Annotated in this window: 30 protein-coding genes; 19 read left to right on the top strand and 11 right to left on the bottom strand. The window is 53.6% G+C overall.

Annotation, left to right across the window (positions count from 1 at the left end):
* Nucleotides 1-23: 23 nt before the first annotated feature.
* From EVJ23_RS03995 to EVJ23_RS03975, 5 genes are all read left to right on the top strand, one after another.
* Entirely contained in the window at nucleotides 24-236 is a 213-nt protein-coding gene (locus EVJ23_RS03995; protein ID WP_131464271.1) for a hypothetical protein, read from the top strand.
* A gap of 30 nt (nucleotides 237-266) precedes the next feature.
* Nucleotides 267-479 (top strand): DUF2922 domain-containing protein, encoded by a 213-nt coding sequence (locus EVJ23_RS03990; protein WP_070328480.1) that lies wholly within the window; start codon nucleotides 267-269, stop codon nucleotides 477-479.
* 121 nt (nucleotides 480-600) lie between these two features.
* On the top strand, nucleotides 601-2,439 hold the full coding sequence (locus tag EVJ23_RS03985) for a methyl-accepting chemotaxis protein (RefSeq protein ID WP_070328481.1): 1,839 nt from the start codon (nucleotides 601-603) through the stop codon (nucleotides 2,437-2,439).
* A gap of 191 nt (nucleotides 2,440-2,630) precedes the next feature.
* Complete coding sequence (locus EVJ23_RS03980; protein WP_131464269.1) at nucleotides 2,631-4,334, top strand: methyl-accepting chemotaxis protein; 1,704 nt, start codon at nucleotides 2,631-2,633, stop codon at nucleotides 4,332-4,334.
* A 104-nt stretch (nucleotides 4,335-4,438) separates the two neighbouring features.
* Nucleotides 4,439-5,188, top strand: a complete 750-nt coding sequence (locus EVJ23_RS03975) for an SDR family NAD(P)-dependent oxidoreductase (protein ID WP_131464267.1) — start codon at nucleotides 4,439-4,441, stop codon at nucleotides 5,186-5,188.
* A gap of 65 nt (nucleotides 5,189-5,253) precedes the next feature.
* On the opposite strand, the gene EVJ23_RS03970 is transcribed toward EVJ23_RS03975, so the two are convergent.
* A complete protein-coding gene (locus EVJ23_RS03970; RefSeq protein WP_236633332.1) occupies nucleotides 5,254-6,135 on the bottom strand; it encodes a tetratricopeptide repeat protein in 882 nt (293 codons plus the stop codon).
* Between the two features lie 128 nt (nucleotides 6,136-6,263).
* Between EVJ23_RS03970 and EVJ23_RS03965 the strand changes: the two genes are divergently transcribed.
* Complete coding sequence (locus EVJ23_RS03965; RefSeq protein WP_131464265.1) at nucleotides 6,264-6,488, top strand: DUF3221 domain-containing protein; 225 nt, start codon at nucleotides 6,264-6,266, stop codon at nucleotides 6,486-6,488.
* A gap of 19 nt (nucleotides 6,489-6,507) precedes the next feature.
* Entirely contained in the window at nucleotides 6,508-6,672 is a 165-nt protein-coding gene (locus EVJ23_RS15265; RefSeq protein WP_167615699.1) for a hypothetical protein, read from the top strand.
* Nucleotides 6,673-6,689: 17 nt separating this feature from the next.
* On the opposite strand, the gene EVJ23_RS03960 is transcribed toward EVJ23_RS15265, so the two are convergent.
* On the bottom strand, nucleotides 6,690-8,090 hold the full coding sequence (locus EVJ23_RS03960) for a S1 family peptidase (RefSeq protein WP_131464263.1): 1,401 nt from the start codon (nucleotides 8,088-8,090) through the stop codon (nucleotides 6,690-6,692).
* A 155-nt stretch (nucleotides 8,091-8,245) separates the two neighbouring features.
* Between EVJ23_RS03960 and EVJ23_RS03955 the strand changes: the two genes are divergently transcribed.
* From EVJ23_RS03955 to EVJ23_RS03935, 5 genes are read left to right on the top strand one after another with little or no spacing between them, the layout of a single operon-like run.
* Nucleotides 8,246-9,373 carry an AI-2E family transporter gene (locus tag EVJ23_RS03955; RefSeq protein WP_131438926.1) on the top strand — a complete coding sequence of 376 codons (1,128 nt, stop codon included), beginning with the start codon at nucleotides 8,246-8,248 and terminating at the stop codon, nucleotides 9,371-9,373.
* A gap of 1 nt (nucleotide 9,374) precedes the next feature.
* Entirely contained in the window at nucleotides 9,375-10,493 is a 1,119-nt protein-coding gene (locus EVJ23_RS03950; RefSeq protein ID WP_131464261.1) for a M20/M25/M40 family metallo-hydrolase, read from the top strand.
* A gap of 19 nt (nucleotides 10,494-10,512) precedes the next feature.
* Nucleotides 10,513-11,352, top strand: coding sequence for a YitT family protein (locus tag EVJ23_RS03945; protein WP_131464259.1), 840 nt, complete (start codon nucleotides 10,513-10,515; stop codon nucleotides 11,350-11,352).
* Nucleotides 11,353-11,373: 21 nt separating this feature from the next.
* On the top strand, nucleotides 11,374-12,543 hold the full coding sequence (locus EVJ23_RS03940) for a hypothetical protein (RefSeq protein ID WP_071398181.1): 1,170 nt from the start codon (nucleotides 11,374-11,376) through the stop codon (nucleotides 12,541-12,543).
* A gap of 12 nt (nucleotides 12,544-12,555) precedes the next feature.
* Nucleotides 12,556-13,332 carry a VLRF1 family aeRF1-type release factor gene (locus tag EVJ23_RS03935; protein ID WP_131464257.1) on the top strand — a complete coding sequence of 259 codons (777 nt, stop codon included), beginning with the start codon at nucleotides 12,556-12,558 and terminating at the stop codon, nucleotides 13,330-13,332.
* 31 nt (nucleotides 13,333-13,363) lie between these two features.
* On the opposite strand, the gene EVJ23_RS03930 is transcribed toward EVJ23_RS03935, so the two are convergent.
* Entirely contained in the window at nucleotides 13,364-14,275 is a 912-nt protein-coding gene (locus EVJ23_RS03930; protein ID WP_070328490.1) for a cation diffusion facilitator family transporter, read from the bottom strand.
* Nucleotides 14,276-14,398: 123 nt separating this feature from the next.
* Between EVJ23_RS03930 and EVJ23_RS03925 the strand changes: the two genes are divergently transcribed.
* A complete protein-coding gene (locus EVJ23_RS03925; protein WP_131464255.1) occupies nucleotides 14,399-14,959 on the top strand; it encodes an AAA family ATPase in 561 nt (186 codons plus the stop codon).
* A 60-nt stretch (nucleotides 14,960-15,019) separates the two neighbouring features.
* Nucleotides 15,020-15,325 carry a kinase to dihydroxyacetone kinase gene (locus EVJ23_RS15415; RefSeq protein WP_370251940.1) on the top strand — a complete coding sequence of 102 codons (306 nt, stop codon included), beginning with the start codon at nucleotides 15,020-15,022 and terminating at the stop codon, nucleotides 15,323-15,325.
* 55 nt (nucleotides 15,326-15,380) lie between these two features.
* On the opposite strand, the gene EVJ23_RS03915 is transcribed toward EVJ23_RS15415, so the two are convergent.
* From EVJ23_RS03915 to EVJ23_RS03895, 5 genes are read right to left on the bottom strand one after another with little or no spacing between them, the layout of a single operon-like run.
* Nucleotides 15,381-16,076: a carbohydrate deacetylase gene (locus tag EVJ23_RS03915; RefSeq protein ID WP_131464253.1), complete on the bottom strand. Its 696-nt coding sequence runs from the start codon at nucleotides 16,074-16,076 to the stop codon at nucleotides 15,381-15,383.
* Entirely contained in the window at nucleotides 16,069-16,365 is a 297-nt protein-coding gene (locus EVJ23_RS03910) for a PTS sugar transporter subunit IIB (RefSeq protein ID WP_071398177.1), read from the bottom strand. Before EVJ23_RS03910 ends, EVJ23_RS03915 begins: the two co-directional genes overlap by 8 nt.
* Nucleotides 16,362-16,661, bottom strand: coding sequence for a PTS sugar transporter subunit IIA (locus tag EVJ23_RS03905; protein WP_035386318.1), 300 nt, complete (start codon nucleotides 16,659-16,661; stop codon nucleotides 16,362-16,364). Before EVJ23_RS03905 ends, EVJ23_RS03910 begins: the two co-directional genes overlap by 4 nt.
* Nucleotides 16,662-16,690: 29 nt before the next feature.
* Complete coding sequence (gene celB, locus EVJ23_RS03900; RefSeq protein WP_131464251.1) at nucleotides 16,691-18,010, bottom strand: PTS cellobiose transporter subunit IIC; 1,320 nt, start codon at nucleotides 18,008-18,010, stop codon at nucleotides 16,691-16,693.
* Entirely contained in the window at nucleotides 18,007-19,326 is a 1,320-nt protein-coding gene (locus tag EVJ23_RS03895; protein WP_131464250.1) for a 6-phospho-beta-glucosidase, read from the bottom strand. Before EVJ23_RS03895 ends, celB begins: the two co-directional genes overlap by 4 nt.
* Nucleotides 19,327-19,500: 174 nt before the next feature.
* Between EVJ23_RS03895 and EVJ23_RS03890 the strand changes: the two genes are divergently transcribed.
* From EVJ23_RS03890 to EVJ23_RS03870, 5 genes are all read left to right on the top strand, one after another.
* Nucleotides 19,501-20,217, top strand: coding sequence for a GntR family transcriptional regulator (locus EVJ23_RS03890; RefSeq protein WP_131456437.1), 717 nt, complete (start codon nucleotides 19,501-19,503; stop codon nucleotides 20,215-20,217).
* 144 nt (nucleotides 20,218-20,361) lie between these two features.
* Complete coding sequence (locus tag EVJ23_RS03885; protein WP_131464248.1) at nucleotides 20,362-20,583, top strand: DUF6440 family protein; 222 nt, start codon at nucleotides 20,362-20,364, stop codon at nucleotides 20,581-20,583.
* A gap of 33 nt (nucleotides 20,584-20,616) precedes the next feature.
* Complete coding sequence (locus EVJ23_RS03880; RefSeq protein ID WP_070328498.1) at nucleotides 20,617-21,321, top strand: ABC transporter ATP-binding protein; 705 nt, start codon at nucleotides 20,617-20,619, stop codon at nucleotides 21,319-21,321.
* Complete coding sequence (locus tag EVJ23_RS03875) at nucleotides 21,318-22,091, top strand: ABC transporter permease (protein WP_131464246.1); 774 nt, start codon at nucleotides 21,318-21,320, stop codon at nucleotides 22,089-22,091. The genes EVJ23_RS03880 and EVJ23_RS03875 overlap by 4 nt, the downstream gene beginning before the upstream one ends.
* On the top strand, nucleotides 22,088-22,450 hold the full coding sequence (locus EVJ23_RS03870) for a VOC family protein (RefSeq protein ID WP_131464244.1): 363 nt from the start codon (nucleotides 22,088-22,090) through the stop codon (nucleotides 22,448-22,450). Before EVJ23_RS03875 ends, EVJ23_RS03870 begins: the two co-directional genes overlap by 4 nt.
* 38 nt (nucleotides 22,451-22,488) lie before the next feature.
* Here the strand turns inward: EVJ23_RS03870 and EVJ23_RS03865 are convergent, their stop codons facing one another.
* The 3 genes from EVJ23_RS03865 to EVJ23_RS03855 all read right to left on the bottom strand — a co-directional run bounded on the left by EVJ23_RS03865 (nucleotide 22,489) and on the right by EVJ23_RS03855 (nucleotide 23,826).
* Nucleotides 22,489-22,965 (bottom strand): hypothetical protein, encoded by a 477-nt coding sequence (locus EVJ23_RS03865; protein WP_131464242.1) that lies wholly within the window; start codon nucleotides 22,963-22,965, stop codon nucleotides 22,489-22,491.
* 171 nt (nucleotides 22,966-23,136) lie between these two features.
* The gene (locus tag EVJ23_RS03860; protein ID WP_070328502.1) at nucleotides 23,137-23,478 is read right to left on the bottom strand and encodes a nuclear transport factor 2 family protein; all 342 of its coding nucleotides are present in this window, start codon (nucleotides 23,476-23,478) and stop codon (nucleotides 23,137-23,139) included.
* 24 nt (nucleotides 23,479-23,502) lie between these two features.
* Nucleotides 23,503-23,826: a DMT family transporter gene (locus EVJ23_RS03855; protein ID WP_370454207.1), complete on the bottom strand. Its 324-nt coding sequence runs from the start codon at nucleotides 23,824-23,826 to the stop codon at nucleotides 23,503-23,505.
* Between the last annotated feature and the right edge of the window lie 21 nt (nucleotides 23,827-23,847).

The following is a 23,847-nucleotide window of genomic DNA, read 5'->3' as shown; positions in this document are numbered from 1 at the left end:
CTCCCCGAAAGGAGCCATCCCCTATGGCACAGCTGACAGAAAAGAAAGCCACGCTCGTCCTGACGACGCATCATGACCTCGAAAGTTTGAAACCGACGAAGAAGACGCAACGGTTCGGTCCGATTCGCGCTGCGCTCACGGCAGATCAAGCCGATTCATACGGTCAGCTCATGCTCGATCTTCTCGAACATGAAGATTTCACCGTGTCGGTCATCCGCGAATACGACTTAGCCTAATCCACTCACATTCTAAGGAGGAAATGAACCATGACTGAGACAAAACTAGAGATCGCCTTTTTGGACACGTTTAACAAAGTTGCCCGCTTCCGTTTGAACAACGTCAAACAACCGGTCGACCCAGTGAAAGTGCAAGCGCTCGCCGACTTCATGGTCGCGAACGACCCACTCGGCAAAAACGTCGTCAAGTGGACCGAGATCAAGATGATCGAAGGCACCGAGACGGTGTTGAACATCCAATAATCGAACCCGGAAGGTGACTGAGTTTTCAGTCACCTTTTTTTATTTTGGTCAATCCACTTTAAACTTCTCGACTTCAAGACGATAAAGAATGAAACGTTGTACTTGAGAGGGGAATACATACATGGCATGGAAAGAAAAATGGTCAGCGGCTGTACGTCGATTGAACCTGCGTCGCATCGATGTCCGCCGCTTTACATGGAAACCGAAACAACGGAAACGACAAAAAGTAGAGACATCCGCGCCTTCAAGTAAAGGCCTGACGATTCGTCAAAAGTTATGGGGACTCGTCATCCTCGCACTCGTCATGGTCGCCGGTGTCGGCGGCTACTCGCTATTGTCACTCGCCGACGCGAACCGTCAAGGCGACGATATCGTCAACAACTGGAATAAAGGGCTCGATTACGCCCACGAACTAAACACGCTCGCCGCGAACTATCGTGCGCTCGAACTCGAGCATATCGTGACCGAGGACGCGGCCGGAAAAGAAGAATTGATGGCGAGACTGAAAGAGATTCGGACCCAAATCAATGAACTCGCGCCGAAATATGAGGCGACAGCGTCAGGCGAAACCGATAAAGAACTGTTCGCCAACTTCGCCCGCCAATGGGAGATGTATCAACGCGTGTCAGACAACATGCTCATCTTTAGTACATCGGGCAACAACGGCATGGCCCGCTCGTACTACGATGCCCAGTCCCAGTCTACATATGAGAACTTTACGCAACGCCTGACCGAACTCGTCGATTACAACTCAGAAGGCTCGCGGCAAGTCGGGGCGGACATGGAGCGTGAGTTCCAACAAGCGCTCATCGCCTTGCTGGCCGTGACGGTTGGGGCGATCGTGATCCTCTTGTTCCTCGGGATGAGTCTACTTCGTTCGATCATCAAGCCGATGCGGATGCTCCAGACGAAATTCGATGAACTGGCGTCACAAGGCGGGGATTTGACAATGTCGATCCCGGTCACGTCGAACGATGAGATCGCGCAAGTGAGCCGTTCGTTCAACGCCTTCCTCGCCTCGCTTCGTGAGATTATGATCGATGTCGACGAGACGGCGAAAGTCGTGCTCACATCGTCGCAAGAAGTCGCCGCGGAAGTGACCCAACTGAGCCGTTATATGGAAGAGACATCAGGTACGGTCGAAGAACTGACGGCCGGGATGGAAGAGACGGCTGCTTCGTCGCAAGAGATGAGTGCCTCGACGACCGAGATGGGCAGCTCGATCGATACGATCGTCGAACTCTCGAACGATAGTGCCCAAACAGCTGGACATGTCGAACAGCGTGCCCACGCGATGCGTACGCAAGCCATCGCCTCGAAGACGGAAGCGAACGCCATCATCCAGAAAAAACGCGTCGAGCTCGATGAGGCGATTAAAGGTGCCAAGTCGGTCGAAGAGATCCGCGTCTTGACGAGTGCGATCCTCACGATTGCCGACCAGACGAACCTGCTCGCCTTGAACGCATCGATCGAGGCGGCACGAGCTGGTGACGCCGGACGAGGATTTGCCGTCGTCGCGTCAGAAATCCGTAAGCTCGCCGAGAACTCGCGTCAAACCGTGAACGAGATTCAAGCGGTATCGAATACGGTCATCGATTCGGTCGAACGGCTCAATACGAGCTCGGCGGATATGCTCACGTTCTTGAACACGAACGTGCTCGCCGACTACGACCGGCTCGAGGAATCGGCAACGCAGTACGAAGAGGACGCGACCGTATTCGGCAAGACGGCGAACACGTTCGAGACGAACGCGCTGCAGCTCCGCCATATGACCGATAGCATTTTGCACGTCATCCAAGAAGTCGCGACGACCGTGACGGAAGGAGCGGACGGGACGCAGTCGATCTCAGAGAAAGTTCAACTGTCCGTCGAACGGTTCAACGATGTCCAACAGCGGATGAACGAGACGGAACAGCGGGCGACCGAACTATCGAATCGCGTGTCACAGTTCAAGTTATGAAACCGGACCACAGTCAAACGACTGTGGTCTTTAATTGTGACAAAAATTGGAACATAAAACTGATAAAGGTAGTCAATAAGAAGTCAGACTTCTTTTATTTGGTACATATTAGGTTTCGTCATCCGATATAAGAATGGCAATACAAAATTAGAGAGAAGTAGAGGTGGGAGAGGACGTGTTCCTCAAAAGAGATGAAACGATTGAAAACACTGTCATTAACGCAAAAATTATTTAGTGGTATCGGACTTATTTTATTGTTCGTTGCGTTCGGCATGGGCTATAACTTATGGACGCTTCAAAATATGACGAATCAGTATGAAGATATGATTAGCCATGATGTGATGAAGATGAAGGCGGCCGACGACCTGTCGCTCGGCATGACGCGTCAGGCATATGGACTTCGGGGTTACATACTCGAGCAAGATGACTCGCGTCTCGACGCAGAGAAACGTGGGTCAGAAGACAAGAAACAGGCGATTCAGACACTCATCGAACTTGCCGAGACAGAAGAAGAACAGACAGAACTCGAGAATCTTTTATCCTATGCAACCGGCTATGATGAGTTAGCCGCCCAATTGATTGCAGCAATCGATGAAGGGGACGAAGAGTCGATCGACCGACTCGCGCTTCGACTCATGCCGGATGTGACAGCTTCAATCACGGAGACGGGCGAGCGGTTACAAGCCGAGTCAGAGGCGGAGATGTTCGAGCAGCAACGAAGACTTGAAAAGTTAGGTGAGAAGGCAGTCTTGTACTCCGCGGGAATCGCGATTCTCATCTTGCTCCTGACAATTGGTGCCGGTTACGCCTTGAAACAAATGGTGACCGTCCCACTCCGGATGTTGTCAGACGAAGTCGCCGTCGTCGCGAATGGCGATTTGACACGCGCCGACTTGGACGCGCTGACGCGTGACGAGATCGGGCAGCTCATGGTCGGCTTCAACCAAATGAAAGGCAACTTGCGTGAGTTGATCAATGAAGTGAACCGTAACGCCCAAGAGATCACGGCGCAATCGGAAGAGCTTTACGCCAGCACGGAAGAGATGTCGTCGCAAACTGAAGAAACGACGCGGATGATTGAGGCGGTCGTCGAAGAGACGATTCAACAAGCGAAAGAAGCGACGGGCAGTGCCAAAGCGGTCGCTGCGGCCGATGAAGGCGTCGAACAGATCGCCCGTTCAATCGGGACGATCAGCGAAGACGTCGCGATGAGTCTAAAGCTCGCCGAACAAGGGGACGAGACGATTCAACAAGCGAAACAAGAAGTGCTCGCCCTTGCAACCGAGACACGAATGACCGGGGAATCGATCGCGGCGTTGAAACATCAGTCGGACGAGATCGCCTTGATCACGGAAGTCATCCAATCAATCACGGACCAGACGAACTTGCTCGCCTTGAACGCGGCCATCGAAGCCGCCCGGGCCGGTGAACAAGGCAAAGGGTTTGCCGTCGTCGCCGAAGAAGTCCGGAAACTCGCCGAACAGTCGAAACAGTCGGCGACACGGATCGCCGGATTGATCGAATCGATCCAAGTCCAATCAAACGCCGTGCTCGCAAGGCACGAACTCAGTGCGAAGCGGGTCGAGGCGAATACGAAACTGTTGGAGAAAGCGACAAACGCGTTCCAACAAATCGTCGTCCAACTCGAGACGTCGGTTGAGAACACGAAACATATTCGTGTCGCCTCAAACGAGATCGCTTTGACGACAAAACAAGTCGCCACGGCCGCCCTCGGGATTGCGACCGAGAGCGAACAGATGGCGCAGACGATGCGTTCGGTCGGCGAGACAGCCGATTCACAGCTCGCGATGATCCAAGAGTTGAACGGCGTCGCCGAGTCACTCGGGAACATGACGGGAGATCTGCAGACGTTGATCGGAAAATTCAATACGTGACTTTAGCCGTCCTCGGACGGCTTTTGTACGTTCAAAGGATTGACGATGCTACGTTTCGGGAATGACGGGATAGAACGCATTTTAGATGGAAAAGGGGAATTTGAATGAAATATACGGTCATCACAGGGGCAAGTTCAGGCATCGGCTACGAGGCGGCGAAGCAGCTTGCCAAGCAAGGGAAATCGCTCGTGCTCGTCGCGCGTCGCACGGACGAGCTTCAAAAATTGCGTGACGAGATCAAGTCGATCTCACCAGACAGCGACGTCATCCTCAAAACGAATGACTTGTCATATAGTGAAAACGTCTATGCACTCTATGAGTCGCTCGCCGACCTCGATATCGAGACGTGGATCAATAACGCTGGGTTCGGGGACTCGAATCTTGTGAAAGACGCCGAAGTCGGGAAAATGGAAAACATGATTCGTCTAAACGTCGAGGCGCTGACCGTCTTGTCGAACTTGTACGTTCGGGACTACCACAAGGTCGAAGGGGCGACACTCCTAAACATTGCCTCGGTCGTCGGCTACCGCATTGCGGCGAAAGGGGTCACGTACAGCGCGACGAAGTTCTTCGTCAGCGCCTACACGGAAGGACTCGCCCAAGAACTTATCCAAAACGGCGACAAGTTGCGGGCGAAAGTGCTCGCACCGGCTGCGACCGAGACCGGATTCGCGAGCCGGGCCCGCGAGGAAGAGAACTTCGATTACAGTGAGAACGTCGCGAAGTACCATACGGCCGAAGAGATGGCCGAGTTTTTAGTTCAATTGCTTGAGAGCGATGAAACGGTCGGCATCGTCAATCACGAGGACTACTCATTTGAACTGCGCGGACCGATTCATCCGTATATGGGGTGAGTTAGACAGCATTCAATACCATAAGCAGACGACAGCCCGAACTCTTTTTGAGTTCGGGCTGTCGTTTAGGATTGTCGCATCGTATCCGCATAGCCCCCGGTCAGGCGGTGGGTCAGGCGATGATACCAGTAGCGCAGACGCAGGCGATATACATACGTTCGGGACGTGTTCGGTAAGACGACGTTATCGATATAGTCGGCGAACATGGCGCGGAACATTTTGTCCTCACTATCGTCGTACGTCGCGCTCCACATGCCGTGCTCTTCGACTTCGAGCAGCGTCGCGATCGTCTCGTCGTCGAGTTGACCGTCTTCCGGCAAACGTTTGACGAGCATCTCGACCCGGTGGCTGCAAATCGAGGCATAGAGCGAATGGGCCCGTGGGTTTCGCGGATTTGCGTTCAAATAGCCGATTGCGGCTTTGAGCAGCTCGTCGTTCATCTCGAGCGGGATCTCATCGAACGCTTGGAAGAATTCGAGCAACATCGGCACGGTCTCTTCGCTGAAACCGGCGAGACGGACGTAGTGCATGATGTGTAAACCCGCTTCGCCGTAGAATTTACGATTGAAGTAATGGACGGCAAGGGCGCGCCGTGTCATCGGTACGTCCGGATAGCGCTCGACGGCGCGGCAGTAATGTTGCTCGGCCTCAAACGTAAACCCGGCGTCTTCGCTGAGGGCGCCGTGCAGGCAATGGATGAGGTAATGGTCGCCCATCGTACTCGCGGTTTCGAGCACTTGTCTGGCTGTCTTGAAATCGCCTTCGCGAATGAGCGGATAAGCGCGCATCGCCGGGAAGAACGGGTCGTTCGGGAAAGCCGTCTCGCCGCGGACGATGAGCGTCTCGATGGCCTCGGCGTTATAGTCTTCGATCAACTCTTCAAGGAGCATCATCTCAAGGAAGGTGCGCTGAAAGTCTGGGGTGTGTAAGTCGATGGTGTGTTTCAAATGAGGTCCCTCCCAGCTTTTGTGATTGTCGCTTTATTATACAAGTCAATCGCTTCACGAAGTAGCATTATTTGAAAAAATGGGAAAAGAAAAGAGGGGGAGCGCATTTGGGGGAAGGAGGGATCAACGTGGTCACGTTCACGGGCTATATCGTCGAACTCGAGGCAGCGCGAATTCGGGTCGCACCGAAGTTGGAGGCTGAACCGTTCGACGGCATCGTGTTTCATCTAGACGAGCAGATCGGGGACACATCGACGCTCACGGTCGGCCAATTCGTGCGGGTCGAGCATAGTGAGATGATGACGAAATCATTGCCGCCCCAGGCGGCGGCGCACCGGATTGATGTGCTATGATGGATGAGAGGTGAGTCATATGGGACAGTGGAATTTTCTTTGGCTCGGCGGCGTCATCGCGCTGAGCGCATTTCTCGTCTGGCTCTTGCAAGACGCGATCCCGTTTTGGATGCTATCGATTTTGCTGCTGTTACTCGGGGCCGCGGTCGGTAACGTGCAACGCAAATTGAATAAGGGCGAGTAAAAAGCACGTCTTCCGATTTAGTCGGAAGGCGTGCTTTCTTCGTCTCGCTCTGTGGCAGCCGGTTTAGCTTTTTCTTCTTTAGCAGGCTTTTCTTGTTTAGCAGGCTTTTCTTGTTTGGCAGGTTGTTCTTTTTTAGTAGGCTGTTCTTTTTTAACAGGCTGTTCTTGTTTAGCAGGCTGTTCTTGTTTAACGGGCTGTTCTTTTTTAGCAGGCTGTTCTTTTTTAGCAGGCTGTTCTTTTTTAACAGGCTTTTCTTGTTTAACGGGCTGTTCTTTTTCAACATGCTTTTCTTGTTTAGCGGGTTGGTCTTTTTTAACCGGTTTTTCTTCTGTGACTGGTTTCTCTTTTGGCTGATCTTTCGGTTTGCTTTCTTGCTTTTTGACTGGTTTCTCTGCTTCAGCTGCTGGTTTTTCAGGCGCCACCGGTTCTGCCGGTTCTGTCACAGGAGGTTCCGGCGTGACCGGTTCTTCTGTGACGGGAGGCGGCGTCGGTTCTTCAGCTGGCACTTCCGGTTCAACGACTTCAGGCTCTGGCGTTTCCTCTGGCGTTGCCGGTGCGTCTTCAACCGGCTCTTCGGCAGGCGCGACCGGTTCTGGTGCAGCTTCCGGGGCCTCGGCTTCTGGTTGCGGCGCTGGCGCTGGTTCCGTCACGGGTTGCTCATTTCGAGGTGGCGTGATTGGTGCGACCGGTGCTAGTTTAGCTAACGGTGGCGCTGGTGTGTCCGATTCAAGAAACGCGAGCACGTCTTGTTCGAACAGGGCGACCGGGAGTGCTTTTGACTTGAGGTGCATGGCGAGTACCCGTCCATCTGAAGCAACAATCGGACTGCCGATTGCCCGTCTCGGGATATCGAACTCGCGCTCATACCCGGTTTCATTGAACGTCATCTGGCCTTCGATCCGTTTAGACGGCATGAGCGTGATGAGCGTTTCGTCCGCCGCAGCAATCGCGTGACTGAACATGAACGGCGTCTCTTTCATTTGATTGATCCGGATGACGGCGATGTCGACGGTACGTCCGACGACGGTCCCTTTAATTTTCTTCCCATCGTGGTCGATTGTCATCGTCGTCAAACCTTCAACATTATGGGCAGCCGTCAAAATATCTTGCGGGCTGATTAAAAACCCTGTCCCGGCACCGACAGAAAACAGACTTTTCTCGAGCGTCGCCAAATCAATCATCGAAGTGTTATCGGCTGAGACGGTGTCTTCGGCGATGTTCAAGTTGACTTTGTCAGCGAGTGAATCCGTCGAACGAGGAGCTTCTTTCAAATAGGCGACTGTTAAAATAGAGATGAATGCGATAAGTGCAATCACGGTCGGAATGGCAATCCATTTCAAGCGACGGGGGCGATGGCCACACGTCGGACAAGCAGTTGTTTTTGAGCGGGTCTTCGTTCCGCAGCGTGGACAAGTCACGAGGGTGACACCTTCCTTCATATGCATAGATGATTAGCTATACCTTAAATGGAACAGGGATAAACAATATTTTGATGGGGTAAGCAGATGGGGTTGGAATGAACTTCCGGAAATCGGGAAAGAGATAGATATATTTCAAGAAAGGGGAAACGCCCATGCAGCCCTTTTGGACAACGCGTGCGTTCCGTAACGGCATCTGGGTACTGCTCATTTTGACGATCATCTTCATGGCGAAACAAGTCGAGTTTTTGTTCTATCCAATCGGTATCTTTTTCGCGACCGTACTGACACCGTTCTTGTTCGCCGGCATCTTGTTTTATTTGACAGTCGGTCTCGTCGATTTCCTTGAGATCAAATGGAAGCGACGGTCACTTGCGATTTTGAGCGTGCTCCTGTTGCTCCTCACCCTCGTCGTGTTGTTCGTCGTCACGCTCGGACCGCTCATCACAAGGCAACTGCTCGCGCTGCTTGACGCGTTCCCACGTTTTGCCGAAGGGAGCTATCGCCAGTTTTTGCTACTGTACGGACGGCTCGAGGAATACGCGTGGTTTCGGGACTATGCGGAGCAGAACGCGGCATCGATTGAGACGTGGATTCGTCAGTTGACCGACGCGCTCGGTTCACTCATCGGTACTGTCGCCGGTTCGCTCGGACGCGTGCTCGCGCTGATCGTGTCTGGACTGTTCACGTTGTTCATCGCGCTATTTTTGTACGTGTTCATGCTCATTGACGGGGGCAAGCTCGCGACGGCAATCGTGCGGTGGATCCCTGAGGCGTACGAACAAAACGCCCGCCATATCTTGCATGACATGCACGAGACGATCAAACGTTACGTCCGGGCCCAGCTCATCGTCTGTACGTTCGTCGGCTTCTTCGCGACAATCGCTCTTTGGCTACTCGACGTCCCGTTCTTCCTGCCGCTCGGTCTGTTCATTTTCGCGACGAACATCATCCCTTACTTCGGTCCGTTTCTCGGGGCCGCACCCGCCGTTTTGATAGCGTTCATCGACGAACCGGTCAAAGCGCTCTACGTCATCATCGCCATCACCATCGTCCAACAGCTTGACGCCAACGTCATCTCACCGCTCGTCCAAGGCAAGTCACTCCGTGTCCATCCCATCACCATCACTCTTGTCCTGCTCGTCGCGGGACGCCTCGCCGGTATCGTCGGCATGTTGCTCGCCGTCCCGTTCTATGCCGTCTTGAAAGTCACGTTCCTCAACTTGCAAAAACTATACGCGTTACGCAAACAGTCGAAGCTTCCGATCGAAAGGAGCGACTAATATGTCCTCGCGCATCACCCACACGTTCATGGAACTCGTACAAATTGATTCAGAGTCTTATGCCGAAGGTCCATTTTTAGAGTATTTAAAAGAACGATTCGATGGACTTGGTCTTGAAATTGACGAGGATGACTCGACAGCAGAGACCGGTCTCGGTTCGAACAATTTGATCGCCCGTCTAGCCGGCGACGCCTCGATCGCACCGTTATTCCTGTCGGCTCATATCGATACGGTGTCACCTGGTAAAGGCATCGTTCCGGTCATTCGGGATGATGTTGTCTATTCAGAAGGAGAGACGATTTTAGCGGCCGACGACAAGGCCGGAATCGCCATCATGATTGAAGTGGTGGAACGGTTGCGTGAAGGACGAACCCGGCACGGGCCGATCGAACTCGTACTCACACCAGGAGAAGAAGTCGGTTTGCTCGGAGCGAAAGCGCTCGATATGTCAACACTGAAAGCGAAGCACGGGCTCATCCTCGACAACGGCGGACCGGTCGGCGGCATCATCTTAAGTTCGCCGAGTATGTTCAGCCTGAATATCGATATCCACGGGAAAGCGGCCCACGCCGGACTCGAACCGGAGAAAGGCATCTCGGCACTCGTCATCGCGGCCGAGGCGATTCATCAGATGAAACTCGGACGTATCACTGAACAAACGACCGCGAACATCGGTAAGATCTCGGGCGGGACCGGCAGTAATGTCGTCATGGAACACGCGACGCTCGTCGGGGAGGCCCGGTCGCTCGATCACGACGCCTGCGTCGAACAAGTCACACACATGGTCGAGACGTTCGAACGAGCGGCACAAAACCATGGCGGCACGGTCGACATCAAGCAACAACAGATGATCCGGAGCTATCGGTTCGAGGAAGACGAACCGTTCGTCCGCCACGTCTCGGCAGCGCTCGCGCATACTTCGTTCCCGGTACGCTATGAGCATAGCGGCGGTGGGAGTGATGCCAACGTGTTCAACGAGTTCGGAAAAGTCGCACTCAACGTCTCCATCGGGTACGACTCGATCCATACGGTCGATGAGTCGATCCCGATCAAAGAGCTCGAGGACAGTGTGACGTTCGTACTCCGGTTGATCGAGACGATGCAGTCGTTCAAAGCATGAGGGAAGGGGATGGGTTGTCGTGCGAAAACGAATCATCGACGTCGGCATCATCCTCGCCTCGATCCTCGTCCTCGGGTTAGCGATCAACTTGTTTTTAGGTCCTCACGAGATTGCGGCCGGCGGCGTGACCGGGATCGGAATTTTGTTAGAAGAAGTGCTCGGCATCGACCGCTCAATCGTCGTCTTCGTCTTGAACGGTGTCATGCTCGTCTTGACGTTCGTCTTTCTCGGGAAAAAAGTGTTTTACAATACGCTGCTCGGCAGCCTGTTCTTGCCGCTCGTTCTCGCCGTCGTCCCGAAATATATGGTCACGACAGACCGGTTCTTCTCGGTCGTGTTCGGCAGTATCTTGTTCGCTGCGGCGGTCGCCATGCTGTACCGAATCGGTGCCTCGAGCGGAGGGACGACGATCCCGCCGCTCATCTTGAACAAATACACCGGGTTGAACACGGCGATTGGCTTCTTTTTGACCGATGCGCTCATCGTCGTCTCAAGCTTGTTCGTCTTCGGGATCGAATCGTTCCTGTTCGCAATCGCCTCGATCATTTTGACGTCGGCGGTCATGGCGTATATCGAGCTCGGCCTTGACCGGAAAAAAGCCATCTTCATCATGAGCGAGTCGCACCTAGACGACATCAAGCAGGCGCTCTATCGGGACGTCGACCGGGGAATCACCGTCTTTGACGTGAGAGGAGGGTTTCAAGGAGAAAATCGGGAGATGTTGATGATTGTGTTGACACGTGGCGAATATCAGACGGCACTCAGAACGATCGACGCAATCGATAAACGTTCGTTCATGATCGTCTACAACGTCGCCGATGTGCATGGATTAGGATTCAGCTACCAACCGCGCGTCTAACTTTGGAAAGGGGAGCCCTTCATGAACTCCTTACTCGCCTTCACGATCGTCATGCTCATTTGGACGATCAGTGATTTCGTCGCCAAGAAAACGAAAGCGTTGCTGTCCTCGCTATTTGTCGCGTCTGTCATCTTTCTCGTCGGCTTCAAATCCGGATTGTTCCCGGAAGATTTGTTACCGTCATCATCTTTACTAGCCCTCGGTCAGACGGTCGTCGGACTCGTTATCGTCCATCTCGGGACGCTCATCAGTCTCGACGAGTTCAAGCGGCAATGGAAGACGTTCGTCATCGGTGTCTCCGCCGTGCTCGGCATCGGGATTTTTCTATACGTGATCGGGCAATTTTTCCTCGATACGAACTATATTTTAAGTGCCATCGCAGCCATCAGCGGCGGGACGATCTCGATCATTCTCGTCCAAGACGCCGCCGTCAACGCGGGACTCGTCTCGGTCGCTGTATTCCCGGTCTTGATCGCGGCGACGCAAGGGCTGATTGGTTTTCCGCTCACGTCGATCATCTTACGGAAAGAGGCACTCCGCATCCGGACGGCACATCGGGACGGGACGCTCGTCACGCCTGAACAACATGCCGTCGTCCATGACGAGACAGATGACTCGATTTTGCCGGCGCCGTTCCATACGACGGCCGGGACGTTGTTCGTCATGGGGGTCGTCGTCTTGATTTCGACCGTCATCAGCGGATGGACGAACGGTTACCTGAACACGTTCGTCATCGCCTTGATCCTCGGTATCGTGTTGCGCCGCTTCAAGGTTTTGAAAGCGAACGCGTTGAACGGGATCGATGCGTACGGTCTCATCATGATCGCCATCCTGCTCATCATCTTCGGACCACTCGCGACGCTGTCACCGAGTGCGTTGTTCGATTTGATCGTGCCGATCACGATTTCATTCGTTCTCGGCGTGTCCGGACTTTTGTTGTTTGCGCTCCTCGTCGGCCGTTTCCTCGGCTACTCGAAAGAGATGTCGATGGCGATCGGGTTGACGTCGTTATATGGTTTCCCAGGAACACTCATCTTGAGCGAAGAGGCGGCGAAGAATATCGGGGAGACGGAAGAGGAGGTGCATATTATCGAGGATGAAATATTACCGAAAATGATTGTCGCCGGGTTCTCGACGGTCACGATCACATCTGTGTTCATCACAGGGATACTTGCTGCGTTCATTTACTGAGGAGGGAACAAGATGGCATTATCAACAGAACTCGGAAAGATCAAGCAACTGCATAACGCGGAGGCGGGCGTACTGAGTCTCTACTTAAGTACGAAGCCGAGCGAGCGCGACAAATGGGAGATTCATTTGAAGAACGAGCTGCGCCGACTCGAGCAAGAAATCAAGAACGGGGACGAGGCGAAGTTGAAAGCGTTCAAAGGCGTCCGGGAACGGGCCGAGCGTGAGATTATGGGCAACGAGCATAAGCTGTTGCGCAGCATCGTCTTGTTTGCGGAAGGAAATGATGGCTTATTCGAGCTCCACTTCCTGCAGCTTGACGTTGACAACGATTTTCATTACGGCGACAAACCTAACTTGGACCAAATCGAGAGACTCGACGCCGAATTCCCGAACACGGGAATCTTGCTCGCCCAGCTCGACAGCATCACCGCCTACGATACGCGGCTCGGTGAAGTTGAGGACGTCGTCGTGTTCGATCTTGATTTAGACACCGATCAATGGAGACGGTACCAAGGCCGCGGCAAGGGTGGCGAGGCAGCGTCAAGCAGCCAAATCGACCAATTCGACAGCCGAAAAGAAAAACAAGTCCGACGGTTTTACCGGGATATCGCCGGTGAGATTCGTTCCTTACACAAGAAACATAAATGGAACGAGGTCGTCATCATCGGGCAAGATCGGAGTGCGAACTTATTGAAAGATGAACTCGACATCGACATCGAGCGCGTCGTGAACCGGAACTTAGGAAACGCTGAGGAAGAAGAGATTTTGCGCCGGGCGTTTGAGCAATAAAAAGTAGCGAGTGACGTTATGTCGCTCGCTATTATTCTGCCCAGCGATTGTCTTGTGTGAACGAGATCGTCAGCCATTTCTCATACGGCAAGAAGGCGAGCGCGTCCTCGATCTTTTGACGGATCCGGTCCTGCTCGGCGATTTTGTCATACGGGTAGTCTTTCGCCACGACGAGGTCGATCTCGATGAACAGAAGATTACCGGACTTCGTCGTCCGGACGTATGTTTTCGAGACTTCGTATTGATGGGCGACTTGGAGGATGGTGAGTGTGATCTGTTTACTGTACGGGGTCTCGGTGTTCATCCCGATCAATTCTTTGATGGCGACCCACATCTCGATGAGCGGCGTCTTGACGAGCCAAAGGGTGATCAGCATGAGCATGACCGGGTCGACGTACGGGGAGATGGCGTCAAACGATAGCCAGACGAGCACTTGGGCGATCAAATAGCCGACGAGGGCACCACCGGTCAAGATGAAGCTGAGCCGCCACTGGACGATCTCGGCACTGACGAGACCGGAGCTCGCTTTCATCTGGAACGTCCGTAAGTAGCGGAAGATCCCGTACGTCAATGCGCCGCTGATCGTAAGATAGACGAGCGCCCAACCGAGGACGAGGTCGTTGCCGCCGGCGCGGATATCATCGATTGCACCGAGGAAGGCGTTGACGATGACGAATAAGAGGACACCATATTGGAACAAGATGATGAACGGCTCGATCGTGCTCTTGCCGAACGGGAAGCGCTTGTCCGACGTCAGCATGAACACGCCGGCCCGGAGCGAGATCCAGCTCATGATGACGCTCAAGAACGAATAGACGCCATCGAACAGGATGAAGGCGGACGATAACGCGTAACCGACGATGATCCCGGCGATGGCGAAGAACAAGGAGCCAAATACAGAGACACGTAGGACGAAGCGTTCGAGTTTGGGGTCTTTTGGCATGGGAATGTCCTCCTTAGAAGCTGAGCAGCCGTTGGTACGTGTTTTCCCGCTTTTCAGTGTTCCTATTCGAGGACTCGAGCCGTATGGTATGCTAGAAAAAAATGGATAAAGGACGGGGGAAGAATGAAGCTTGTCATACTGATCGGTCCACAAGCCGTCGGCAAGATGACGGTCGGACAGGAACTCGCGAAACAGACAGGATTGAAGTTACTGCATAACCATATGACGATCGATCTCGTCAGCCCGTTCTTTGATTACGGGACGGACGAGGGGCGCCGGCTCGTCCAACTGTTTCGGCACGAGTTATTCGAAGCGGTCGCGAAAAGCGATCAGCCCGGCTTGATCTTCACGTTCGTCTGGGCGTTTGATATGGAAGAAGACCGGACCTACATCGAAGGAGTGGCGGAACTGTTCGAGTCGCACGGGGCGGACGTCTACTACGTCGAGCTCGAAGCGGACATCGAGGAGCGGCTCGCCCGGAACACGACCGAGAACCGGCTTGCACACAAGCCGACGAAACGGGATATCGCTTGGTCCGAGGCCGAGCTGAAGCAGACGGCGACGCTGTACCGCTTGAACTCGCGTGATGGGGAGATCGATGTCGACAACTATTTGCGGATTAATAACACGCATCTTGACGCGGCGACGGTCGCTGGGCAGATCCAACGCCAGTTCAACCTTTAGAAGTTTAAAGAGCGACGACTGATTTGCCAATCGGGACGAAAAGAGATAATCTAGCACTAGATGGTAACCATTACATTCTTTGCAGTCTATCCATTGAAATGCGAGGTGAACAAGATGATAGAATTCAAATATGATACACAACTGTTGATCGAAGGGGAGCAACTGTCCGAAGATGCGATATTTGAGTACATCAACACAAGCTTCGCGGGAGATTGTTTGTTGGCAGTCGGGGACGAAAATCTAATCAAGATTCATTTTCACACGAACGAACCGTGGGATCTCGTTAAATATTGTGCGTCGCTAGGTGAAATCTATGACATTGTGATTGAAGATATGAGTAGACAAGAAAGAGGTCTACCTGGTTAATCTACGAACAGAAAAGAGAGTTGTTCGCCGGTAAACGGTGAACAACTCTCTTTTTCTACACCCACCAATCAGGGCGCTCATAGTTGATCAATAGCTGCTTTTCCAGTAAGCGTTGCACGAGGTAAGACGTGACGCTTGGTAAAATCTCATCGATGTCGGCCGGGTGGACCATGACCTCGATCGAGTCGCCTGGTTGAATTGCGTCGAGCGTTGCCCGGGACACACCATCGCCGTAGAACTGGTCACTGAACCGCTCGGTCACCCACAAGTCCCGTCGTGCATCGAGTGTCGTTAAGGCCCGAAACGTCGTGTCGTATTCTTCGGCGAGACGGACGATGACGTCTTGGATCGCCGGCCAGCCATGGACGTGATGATGGCTGTCGAGGTGATGGAGCGACAGTCCCGTCGCGCGGAACGCCTCGATTTGCGCTTTCCACTCGAGGTAGACGAGCTCAGGGTCGGGTGCCGCTTCCGTCAGAAACCGGTTCGTGTAGCGGAACGTCCCGTCTGCTTTCGTGAGCGGTGTACTCGTCTTTGCGAGCGGCCGTCCCCACGTCAAGGCGAGATGCACGCCGACACGTAAGCCGGGATGGAGTTTTGCGAGCGTGACGGCCTCATCGACGGCATAGCCGTTCATCATCATCGTTGCCGAATTGACGATCCCTTTGAGGTGACTGTCGAGGATTCCGGTATTCACACCAGATGTCAGTCCAAAGTCGTCGGCGTTGATCAAGACGTGTGTTTTATGCATTTTGTACGAGACCGAGCGCTTGGTCGAGCACTTGGTCGCCTTTCATGAGCCCGTAAGCCATATTGTCGATGACAGCGACCGGTACCGTGACGGATGCTTTGATCTTACCTTCGAGGTAGCGGACTTGTGGTCCAATCAAGATGACGTCGACGTTCGTTTGTTCTTTCAAGCGTGATTCCGGGATAGCTTCGATTGTCGCGTCCAAGCCACGTGAGGCAGCCTCGGTGCGCATTTTTTCAACAAGGATCGATGTCGACATACCGGCCGAGCAGACAAGTAAGATGTTCATTTCAATTCCTCCAATTGGTTGAGTCGAGTGATCATATCGACCATCTCGATCGCAAGTTCTTTGACGGTCATTGCCGTCATCAAGTGATCTTGGGCGTGGACGAGCAGGACGCTCATGTCGCTCGTCGCCCCGCGTGCCTCTTCTTGCAACAGTTCGGTTTGAAGCTTGTGGGCTTCTAAAAACGCCTCGTCCGCTTCTTTCATTTTCGCTTCAGCAAGTTCACCTTCGCCGCGTTTGGCGGCTGCGATCGCCTCGAACGCCGACGAGCGGGCGTTGCCGGCGTGCAAGATGATCATGAACGACAATTGTTGGATGCTTTCTGTCTTCAACTGATTTTCTCTCCTTCGTTGATTTCTGCTTTATTTTTATTGATTTCGGCCGTCATCGCTTTCGCACCTGCCATGACGAACGGGATATACATCGCCGTCGCGATCGTCAAGTTGACGAGTTGGAGCAAGACGCCGCGGACGCTGCCGCCGGTGACGAGGTAACCGCTGATGATCGGTGGCGTCGTCCATGGCACGATGGCGACCGTCTTCGGTACCATGCCCGTTGAGAGGGCGACGTAGGACACGATCGTGAGTGTGACCGGCACCAAGATGAATGGGATCAACATGACCGGGTTCAACACGATCGGCAGACCGAAGATGACCGGTTCGTTAATGTTGAACAGTCCGGCCGGTGCCGACAGTTTCGCAACTTGGTGGTACGGGTGGTTGCGCTGTTTGCGGACGACGATGAAGATGGCGAGTAACAGCGCGAACGTCGTACCTGATCCGCCCATGAAGACGAACGAGTCGAGGAACGGTTTTGTCACCGTGTACGGGACGTCATACGCCGACACTCCTGCTTGGAACGCGGCCAAGTTTTGCTCGATGAGCGGGAGATAGATCGGCTCGATAACGGAACCGATGATGTTCGTGCCGTGCAGTCCGAAGAACCAAAGGATATGGTTCAAGAAGGCGATGACGAGACCGGCCGCGAGCGAGTCGCCGAATCCTTGAAGCGGTTGCTGGATGACTTTAAAGATGACTTCAAAAATGCTGAGCTCGACTTGGAGTGTCATGAACAGTTGAACCCCCGCGACGAGCGTCAAGATGAGCATCGACGGGATAAGTGCTTGGAACGAACGGGTGACCCCGCCCGGTACGCCTTCCGGCATCTTGATCGTCAATTTCGTGTTGATGAGGTAACGGAACAGTTCGGTGACGGCGATCGAGACGATGATGGCAACGAATAATCCTTGGGCACCGAGCCAAGCGAAGTTAAGTCCCCAGTCGGCTGTGACCGGTACGAGCATGATGTATGACGCGACCGATAAAATACCTGCGGCGAGCCCATCGACCCCGTATGACCGGGCCAAGTTATACCCGATCGAGAAAGCGACCAAAAGGCCTAATATGGCGAACGAGGCCGTCCAAATGTTGCCGCCGAGTCCTTGCCAGTTCCCTTCGCCGAACGCATTGTTCATCATGCCGACGAAGTCGAGCGAGAGGCCACCTAAATTGATGGCCGGGAAGTTGTTAATAAGGACAGCGAGCGAACCGACGATGATAAGCGGCATGACCGAGACGAATCCATCACGGATGGCGACTAAGTGTCGCTGGGAACCGATGCGCCCAGCGATTTCGATAAACTTGTTCATGAGTAAACCTCCTTCTTAAATTGTGGTAAGTACGCTTCATGCGCGTCGAATAGCTCACGGAGGAGCGGATCGATTTTCTTCTCATCTTGGATGAGCGGGTTCATCAGGCAGGCGAGGTAGGCATCGTTGTATGAGCCGGACATCGCTGCGCGGATGGCGAGCTGTTCAAACGTCTTCAAATTAGTGATGAGTCCTTTGATCGGGAGCGGTAACGCACCGATTGAAATCGGACGTGGACCAGCCTTCGTGATGACGGCGTTCACTTCGATGACGGCGTCGTCCGGTAAATCGCGAATCGTGCCGCGGTTCAGTGTGTTCACCGTCTGGATATCACCGCGGTCGTTGTAGATCGAGTCCATCAAGTTGCAGGCGGCGTCGGAATAGTAGGCGCCGCCACGCTGTTCGAGCTCAACAGGCTTCACGTCGAGTTCGACGTCTTTGTATTTCTCGAACAGTTGCGCCTCGACTTGCTGGACGACCTCGGCGCGCGTGCCGTTCTGTTCATACGCCGCTAGATCTTTCGCGAGTACGTCCGCCGTTTGGAAATAGTATTGATGGTACGGGTTCGGCAACATGCGGAGCGATTTCAAGAACGACTCGCTCCAACCGAGCCCGACGATGTTCGCCGGCGAGTAGTCGGTGCCGGCGTTCAGTGACGCGAGTACGTCGTCCGTACGATCGACGCCGTCGACCCAGACGTGGCGGCCGAACACGAAATGGTTGAGTCCGATGAATTCGATGGCGACACGTTCGACCGGCGTGTCTAAAATCTCCGCGACCGAGTTGCGCATGTTGAACGGGATGTTGCAGACGCCGATGACGTTTTTGTGGGCCGAGTGCTGCAAGACGGCCTCGGTGACGATACCGGCCGGGTTCGTGAAGTTGACGAGCCACGCGTCCGGGCAAATCTCCGCCATCTCATTAGCGAGCTCGATCAACACTGGAATCGTCCGGAACGCTTTGAACAAGCCGCCGGCACCGTTCGTCTCTTGACCGATGAAGCCGTGCTTGAGCGGGATGCGTTCATCCAAGGCGCGGGCTTTCAGGCCACCGACGCGGATCTGCGTCGAGACGAAGTCGGCGCCAACAAGTGCTGCTTTCCGGTCGAGCGTCCAACTGAGTCTGATGTCAGCGCCTGCCTTTTGAATCATCCGTTCGGCGAGACGGCCGACGATGTCTAATTTGTCTCTCCCTTCCTCGATGTCGACAAGAACGATCTCCCGAACCGGAAACGTCGCTTGTCGCTGGATCAAACCTTCAATGATTTCGGGGGTATAACTCGAACCTCCACCGATGATGACGACCTTGACTGCCATAGTGCCAACTCCTCCTTGTGAAAGCGATTTCTTTTTGTTGTAACAAATATAACAAATAGTACAACTTGTCGCAATATAAAAAGTACAAATAATACAAATTGTTTTTTGTATTTGCATTTGTATGTTTGCTGTATCAGAATAAAGGAAAGAAGGATGACACAAAGGGGTGACAGAATGTCGCAGTCGACGCTTCAAACAGCCATCAAAGAAGAGTTATTGTCCCGTATCAAGAGCGGACATTATACAGAAGGCGAGAAATTCCCGACCGAGTACGCGTTATGCGAAGAGTTCGACGTCAGCCGGACGACGGTCCGCGGCGCGCTCAACCAGTTGACGACGGAAGGCTATCTCGTCCGCCAGCAAGGGCGCGGCACGTTCGTCGCCGGGAAGAAAGTCCGGCAGACGTTATCGCATACGCCGAACAATTACGCGGCCCAGCTCGCCGTTCAAGGCAAGCGCGGCCAAGTGTCGCTCATCGACTTGTCGGTCGTCTCGGCGAACGCCCAGCTCGCCGACGTATTCACGGTCGACGAACAAGCACCGATCCAAAAGATCGAACGGATCCGTCACGCCGACGGGGAGCCGACGCAATACGAGGTCTCGTTCATCCCGTGGCAGATCGCGCCGGGTATCACGAAAGACCAGGCCGAGCATTCGCTGTTCCAAACGCTAGCGGAAGTCCACGACGTCCACGTCGCCAAGACGACCGAGGCGCTCGAGATCGCGCTCGCCGACGAACGGATAAGCGATCTTCTCGACTGTCCGCTCGGGACGCCGTGCTTTTATATCGAGACGGTGACCGAGGACGCGTCAGGAAAAACGATCGAGTACTCACGTTCATATTTCCGAGGGGACAAGACAAGTTTTGTCATCGAACGGAGCTACGCTTGAAAACACGCCGAAACCTGGCGTGTTTTTTTGTAGTCATATTAAACAAAAATGAACGGGTTAAGGATTTGTCAGCCTTGGAGATATCGCATTCATTGAAACCAAGGGTCATGTTGCGTACAGTTAACAGTAGGAAGGCGGGATGTCATGTTATTCAAGAAAAAAACAGACGAGGAAGTGACAGTGGCGACGCGTTTCCAAGTCAAATTGACGGAACAGTTGCCGGAACTTGGCCAAGTTATGATACTCGTCGACACAGCGACCGGTGTCAACTACATCCAGACATGGGTCGGGACGGGTGGCGGCATCACGCCGTTACTTGATTCAAACGGTGACGTCGTGGTCGACGACGTGTCTAACTTTCAGTAAATAGGGATCGGATCGAGAAAGGATTGAAGACACATGCACATTATCGAATTCATTGGGGTCAGTCATAACGACATCCTACATAACATCACCGGCTACTTCCGCGAAGGCCGGATCACGACGTTCGTCGGACCGAGCGGCGCCGGCAAGACGACGTGCCTGAAGCATATTAACGGGCTACTATCGCCGGACGCGGGCGACATTTATTTCAAAGGCGAGAACATCCGCGATATCGATGTCATCGCGCTCCGGAAACAGATCGGCATGGCGTTCCAAAGCGCCCCGATGATCGACGGGACGGTGTACGACAACTTGAATTTACCGAAAGCGATTTTCGGGGAGACGCTCGACCGGGCTAAAGCGACAGAGCTGCTCGGAAAAGTCGACTTGGATGGCATCTCGCTCGACCAACCGATCAAGACGTTGTCGGGCGGGGAGCGGAGCCGGGTCGCCATCGCCCGGACGCTCGTCAATAAACCGGACGTCTTGCTGTTAGATGAGATCACGTCGAGCCTCGACTACCGGACGGTGAAAGAGATCGAGCATTTGATCGTGCGACTTCAAAAAGATTTCGGGGTCACCGTCATTTGGATCACCCACGACCTCGATCAAGCGAGACGGGTCAGTGACGACATGTGGTTTTTACGGAACGGGGAATTGATTGAGTTCGGAGACGCGTCGTTCATCGACGAGTCGGACAATCCGATGATCGGGCGTTTCGTCAGGGGGGAAGAGCTATGACTTTCATCGAACTGATGACTTCCTTGATTTTCGTGGCGATTCCGCTCGGGTTGGCGTTATTTTTGAAGCTCGGTCTCGAGCGTGACATCGTCATCGCGACGGTACGCTCGATCATTCAACTGTTGTTGATCGGCTACATTTTGACGTTCGTCTTCGAGAGCGATAACCCGGTGTTCATGCTGCTCATGATCCTCCTCATGATTGGCGCGGCGACGCAAAACATCATCAAAAAAGGGGACGGCATCCCTGGCATCACCTGGATGATCGTCCTCACGCTCGTCACGGTCGAGTCGCTGACGATGGGGCTCATGCTCGGGCTCGGCATCATCCCGTTCGAGCCGGAGAAAATCATTCCAATCAGCGGTATGGTCATCGGCAACTGTATGGTGTTGTCACTCCTGTTTTTGAACAAGTTCAAAGACGAGGTCGAACGGAGCGATGAGGTCATCGAGCTCATCCTGTCGATGGGCGGGGCACCGAAAATCGCAATCGAGCGGAGCTTGAAGAACGCCATCCGGACGAGTATGATCCCGACCGTCGAGGCGCAAAAGACGATGGGGCTCGTCCAGCTCCCGGGCATGATGAGCGGTCTCATCATCGGCGGCGCCGACCCGATGGAGGCGGTGTTGTACCAACTGCTCATCTTGTTCCTCATCTTGACGACGGCGACGATCTCAGCCGTCATGGTCGGCTATATGTCGTATCCACGCTTGTTCAACCAAAAACTGCAGTTTATCGGATTGACGTATCGGAAGGGGAAAACGACATGATCACAGGCATCCATCACGTCCAAATCACGATCCCAAAAGGTGAAGAAGCGACAGCACGCGCGTTTTATTGCGATGTGCTCGGCTTGAATGAAATCGACAAACCGGAGTCGCTTCAAGGACGAGGCGGGTTTTGGCTTCAAGTCGGCGACCAAAGCGTCCATGTCGGTACCGAGGACGGGGTCGATCGGCTGACGACGAAAGCACATGTCGCCTATGTGGTGACCGATTTAGCGGAGTGGGGACGGAAACTCGAAGCAGAAGGAATCGAGCGGCTCGAAGGGATTCCAATCCCTGGCTTTGACCGGTTCGAGTTCCGCGACCCGTTCGGCAATCGGGTCGAGATGATTCAGGCGATATGAGAAAAGGGAGCGCCCAAGTGGGTGCTCCCTTTGTCGGTTCACGAGATGCCGAACAGTTCCGTGACGGCTTTCCAGCTCGATGGGTAGGCGTTGCTGCCGGAATGCTGATGGATAAGTTTCCCGTGACGTTTCACAACGAGGCTCCACTGCGTCCCATCGGTGGTGTAATATCCTTTTTCTTCAAACACTTCAGGCCAACGATGTGAGGAGAGGGCGACGAATCGTTCGTGGACGCGTATCGCATCCTCCTTTTCGTACCAACCTGAGCTTGGGATTGCTACGCTCAAGTCGTAATCTTCGCGCCAAATCACTTCTCGTTTGACCGACCCGTCTTCAAAGAACGTCAACGTGGACTCGTTGTGGACACCGAAGCCACCGACGGAGAACGTGACGGTGATGGACGGTTTCTTTTTACGGATGGCATCGAGCGGGATCGTCGGCTCGAACATCAATTTCTTTCGGCGTGACTCCATAAGCGCTAACTTCTCTTCTAACGTGGCTCTCGGTCGTCGCATGACCGGTTCAAGGTGGTTGCGTGTGCTATATGTATTCAATTTTGTCGACCCTCTCTTTTGGTGTCATTCATACGTGAATTATAGGACATCCGGACAAGGCGGGTGAGCAAAAAAAATGGCAGGGTGAATAGAAAAAAAGGGGGCGCTTAAATCGGCGCGCCCTATCTATCGTTATTGTGCAGGTGTCCCTTGATGGAATCGCATTTTCCATACGCCGTCAATCCTGACCCAAATCGAGCTGCGGAGAGCGGTCTTCTCAGTCGCGTGATTCTCGGTTCGATACGTAGCGAGCACGACATCGTCGCGGATGACTTCGAGGTTGAAGTCGGACAGCGTGATGTCAATCTCTCCAAGGTCCATCGTATTCGTGTCGTCTTCTTTGTATAAGACGCGACCGGAGCTCCCGATTTCAAAGAAATCTTCGGTCAACAGTTCACGCAATCGCTCGGGCGACGTCCGAACTTCCGTCGTCAATAAAAGTCGTTCTTTCTCTTCGATCAATGGTGCGAGCATTCGCGTCACTCCTTTCTAAAAACGTTAGCCGTGTACCGTATTCGTTTTCCCGAAATTCATGACGATGACACCGAGCACGATGACGATGAGCCCGATGCTATTCAGTGTCGAGAGCACTTCACCGTAGACGAATACCCCGATCAATCCGGTCGCGACCGTGCCAAGACCGGCCCAGACGCTATAGGCAATGCTGAGCGGGATTGTCTTCAAAACGAAGCCCATGAGCGTGAACGAGACGGCGAAACTCGCAAGCAGGATTACGCTCGGCAATAAATTTGTGAAGCCGTCTGACAGCTTCAGCATCGATGTACCGAGCACCTCGAACGAAATCGAAACCAGTAATAGCATATACCCTTTCACACGTGTCCC

Origin of the sequence: Exiguobacterium sp. SH1S1, assembly GCF_004337245.1 — a bacterium.
Classification (GTDB): Bacteria; Bacillota; Bacilli; order Exiguobacteriales; family Exiguobacteriaceae; genus Exiguobacterium; species Exiguobacterium aurantiacum_A.
The sequence above is the reverse complement of the archived record's forward strand: the minus strand, read 5'-3'. Positions and strand labels throughout refer to the sequence as shown.

Excerpts from the sequence above, each read along its gene's own strand:
- EVJ23_RS03995 (WP_131464271.1), top strand. The coding sequence starts at position 24 with ATGGCACAGCTGACAGAAAAGAAAGCCACGCTCGTCCTGACGACGCAT.
- EVJ23_RS03990 (WP_070328480.1), top strand. The coding sequence starts at position 267 with ATGACTGAGACAAAACTAGAGATCGCCTTTTTGGACACGTTTAACAAA.
- EVJ23_RS03985 (WP_070328481.1), top strand. The coding sequence starts at position 601 with ATGGCATGGAAAGAAAAATGGTCAGCGGCTGTACGTCGATTGAACCTG.
- EVJ23_RS03980 (WP_131464269.1), top strand. The coding sequence starts at position 2,631 with ATGAAACGATTGAAAACACTGTCATTAACGCAAAAATTATTTAGTGGT.
- EVJ23_RS03975 (WP_131464267.1), top strand. The coding sequence starts at position 4,439 with ATGAAATATACGGTCATCACAGGGGCAAGTTCAGGCATCGGCTACGAG.
- EVJ23_RS15265 (WP_167615699.1), top strand. The coding sequence starts at position 6,508 with ATGGGACAGTGGAATTTTCTTTGGCTCGGCGGCGTCATCGCGCTGAGC.
- EVJ23_RS03955 (WP_131438926.1), top strand. The coding sequence starts at position 8,246 with ATGCAGCCCTTTTGGACAACGCGTGCGTTCCGTAACGGCATCTGGGTA.
- EVJ23_RS03950 (WP_131464261.1), top strand. The coding sequence starts at position 9,375 with ATGTCCTCGCGCATCACCCACACGTTCATGGAACTCGTACAAATTGAT.
- EVJ23_RS03940 (WP_071398181.1), top strand. The coding sequence starts at position 11,374 with ATGAACTCCTTACTCGCCTTCACGATCGTCATGCTCATTTGGACGATC.
- EVJ23_RS03935 (WP_131464257.1), top strand. The coding sequence starts at position 12,556 with ATGGCATTATCAACAGAACTCGGAAAGATCAAGCAACTGCATAACGCG.
- EVJ23_RS03930 (WP_070328490.1), bottom strand. The coding sequence starts at position 14,275 with ATGCCAAAAGACCCCAAACTCGAACGCTTCGTCCTACGTGTCTCTGTA.
- EVJ23_RS03925 (WP_131464255.1), top strand. The coding sequence starts at position 14,399 with ATGAAGCTTGTCATACTGATCGGTCCACAAGCCGTCGGCAAGATGACG.
- EVJ23_RS15415 (WP_370251940.1), top strand. The coding sequence starts at position 15,020 with ATGGTAACCATTACATTCTTTGCAGTCTATCCATTGAAATGCGAGGTG.
- EVJ23_RS03915 (WP_131464253.1), bottom strand. The coding sequence starts at position 16,076 with ATGCATAAAACACACGTCTTGATCAACGCCGACGACTTTGGACTGACA.
- EVJ23_RS03910 (WP_071398177.1), bottom strand. The coding sequence starts at position 16,365 with ATGAACATCTTACTTGTCTGCTCGGCCGGTATGTCGACATCGATCCTT.
- EVJ23_RS03905 (WP_035386318.1), bottom strand. The coding sequence starts at position 16,661 with ATGATCATCTTGCACGCCGGCAACGCCCGCTCGTCGGCGTTCGAGGCG.
- celB (WP_131464251.1), bottom strand. The coding sequence starts at position 18,010 with ATGAACAAGTTTATCGAAATCGCTGGGCGCATCGGTTCCCAGCGACAC.
- EVJ23_RS03895 (WP_131464250.1), bottom strand. The coding sequence starts at position 19,326 with ATGGCAGTCAAGGTCGTCATCATCGGTGGAGGTTCGAGTTATACCCCC.
- EVJ23_RS03890 (WP_131456437.1), top strand. The coding sequence starts at position 19,501 with ATGTCGCAGTCGACGCTTCAAACAGCCATCAAAGAAGAGTTATTGTCC.
- EVJ23_RS03885 (WP_131464248.1), top strand. The coding sequence starts at position 20,362 with ATGTTATTCAAGAAAAAAACAGACGAGGAAGTGACAGTGGCGACGCGT.
- EVJ23_RS03880 (WP_070328498.1), top strand. The coding sequence starts at position 20,617 with ATGCACATTATCGAATTCATTGGGGTCAGTCATAACGACATCCTACAT.
- EVJ23_RS03875 (WP_131464246.1), top strand. The coding sequence starts at position 21,318 with ATGACTTTCATCGAACTGATGACTTCCTTGATTTTCGTGGCGATTCCG.
- EVJ23_RS03870 (WP_131464244.1), top strand. The coding sequence starts at position 22,088 with ATGATCACAGGCATCCATCACGTCCAAATCACGATCCCAAAAGGTGAA.
- EVJ23_RS03865 (WP_131464242.1), bottom strand. The coding sequence starts at position 22,965 with ATGCGACGACCGAGAGCCACGTTAGAAGAGAAGTTAGCGCTTATGGAG.
- EVJ23_RS03860 (WP_070328502.1), bottom strand. The coding sequence starts at position 23,478 with ATGCTCGCACCATTGATCGAAGAGAAAGAACGACTTTTATTGACGACG.
- EVJ23_RS03855 (WP_370454207.1), bottom strand. The coding sequence starts at position 23,826 with ATGCTATTACTGGTTTCGATTTCGTTCGAGGTGCTCGGTACATCGATG.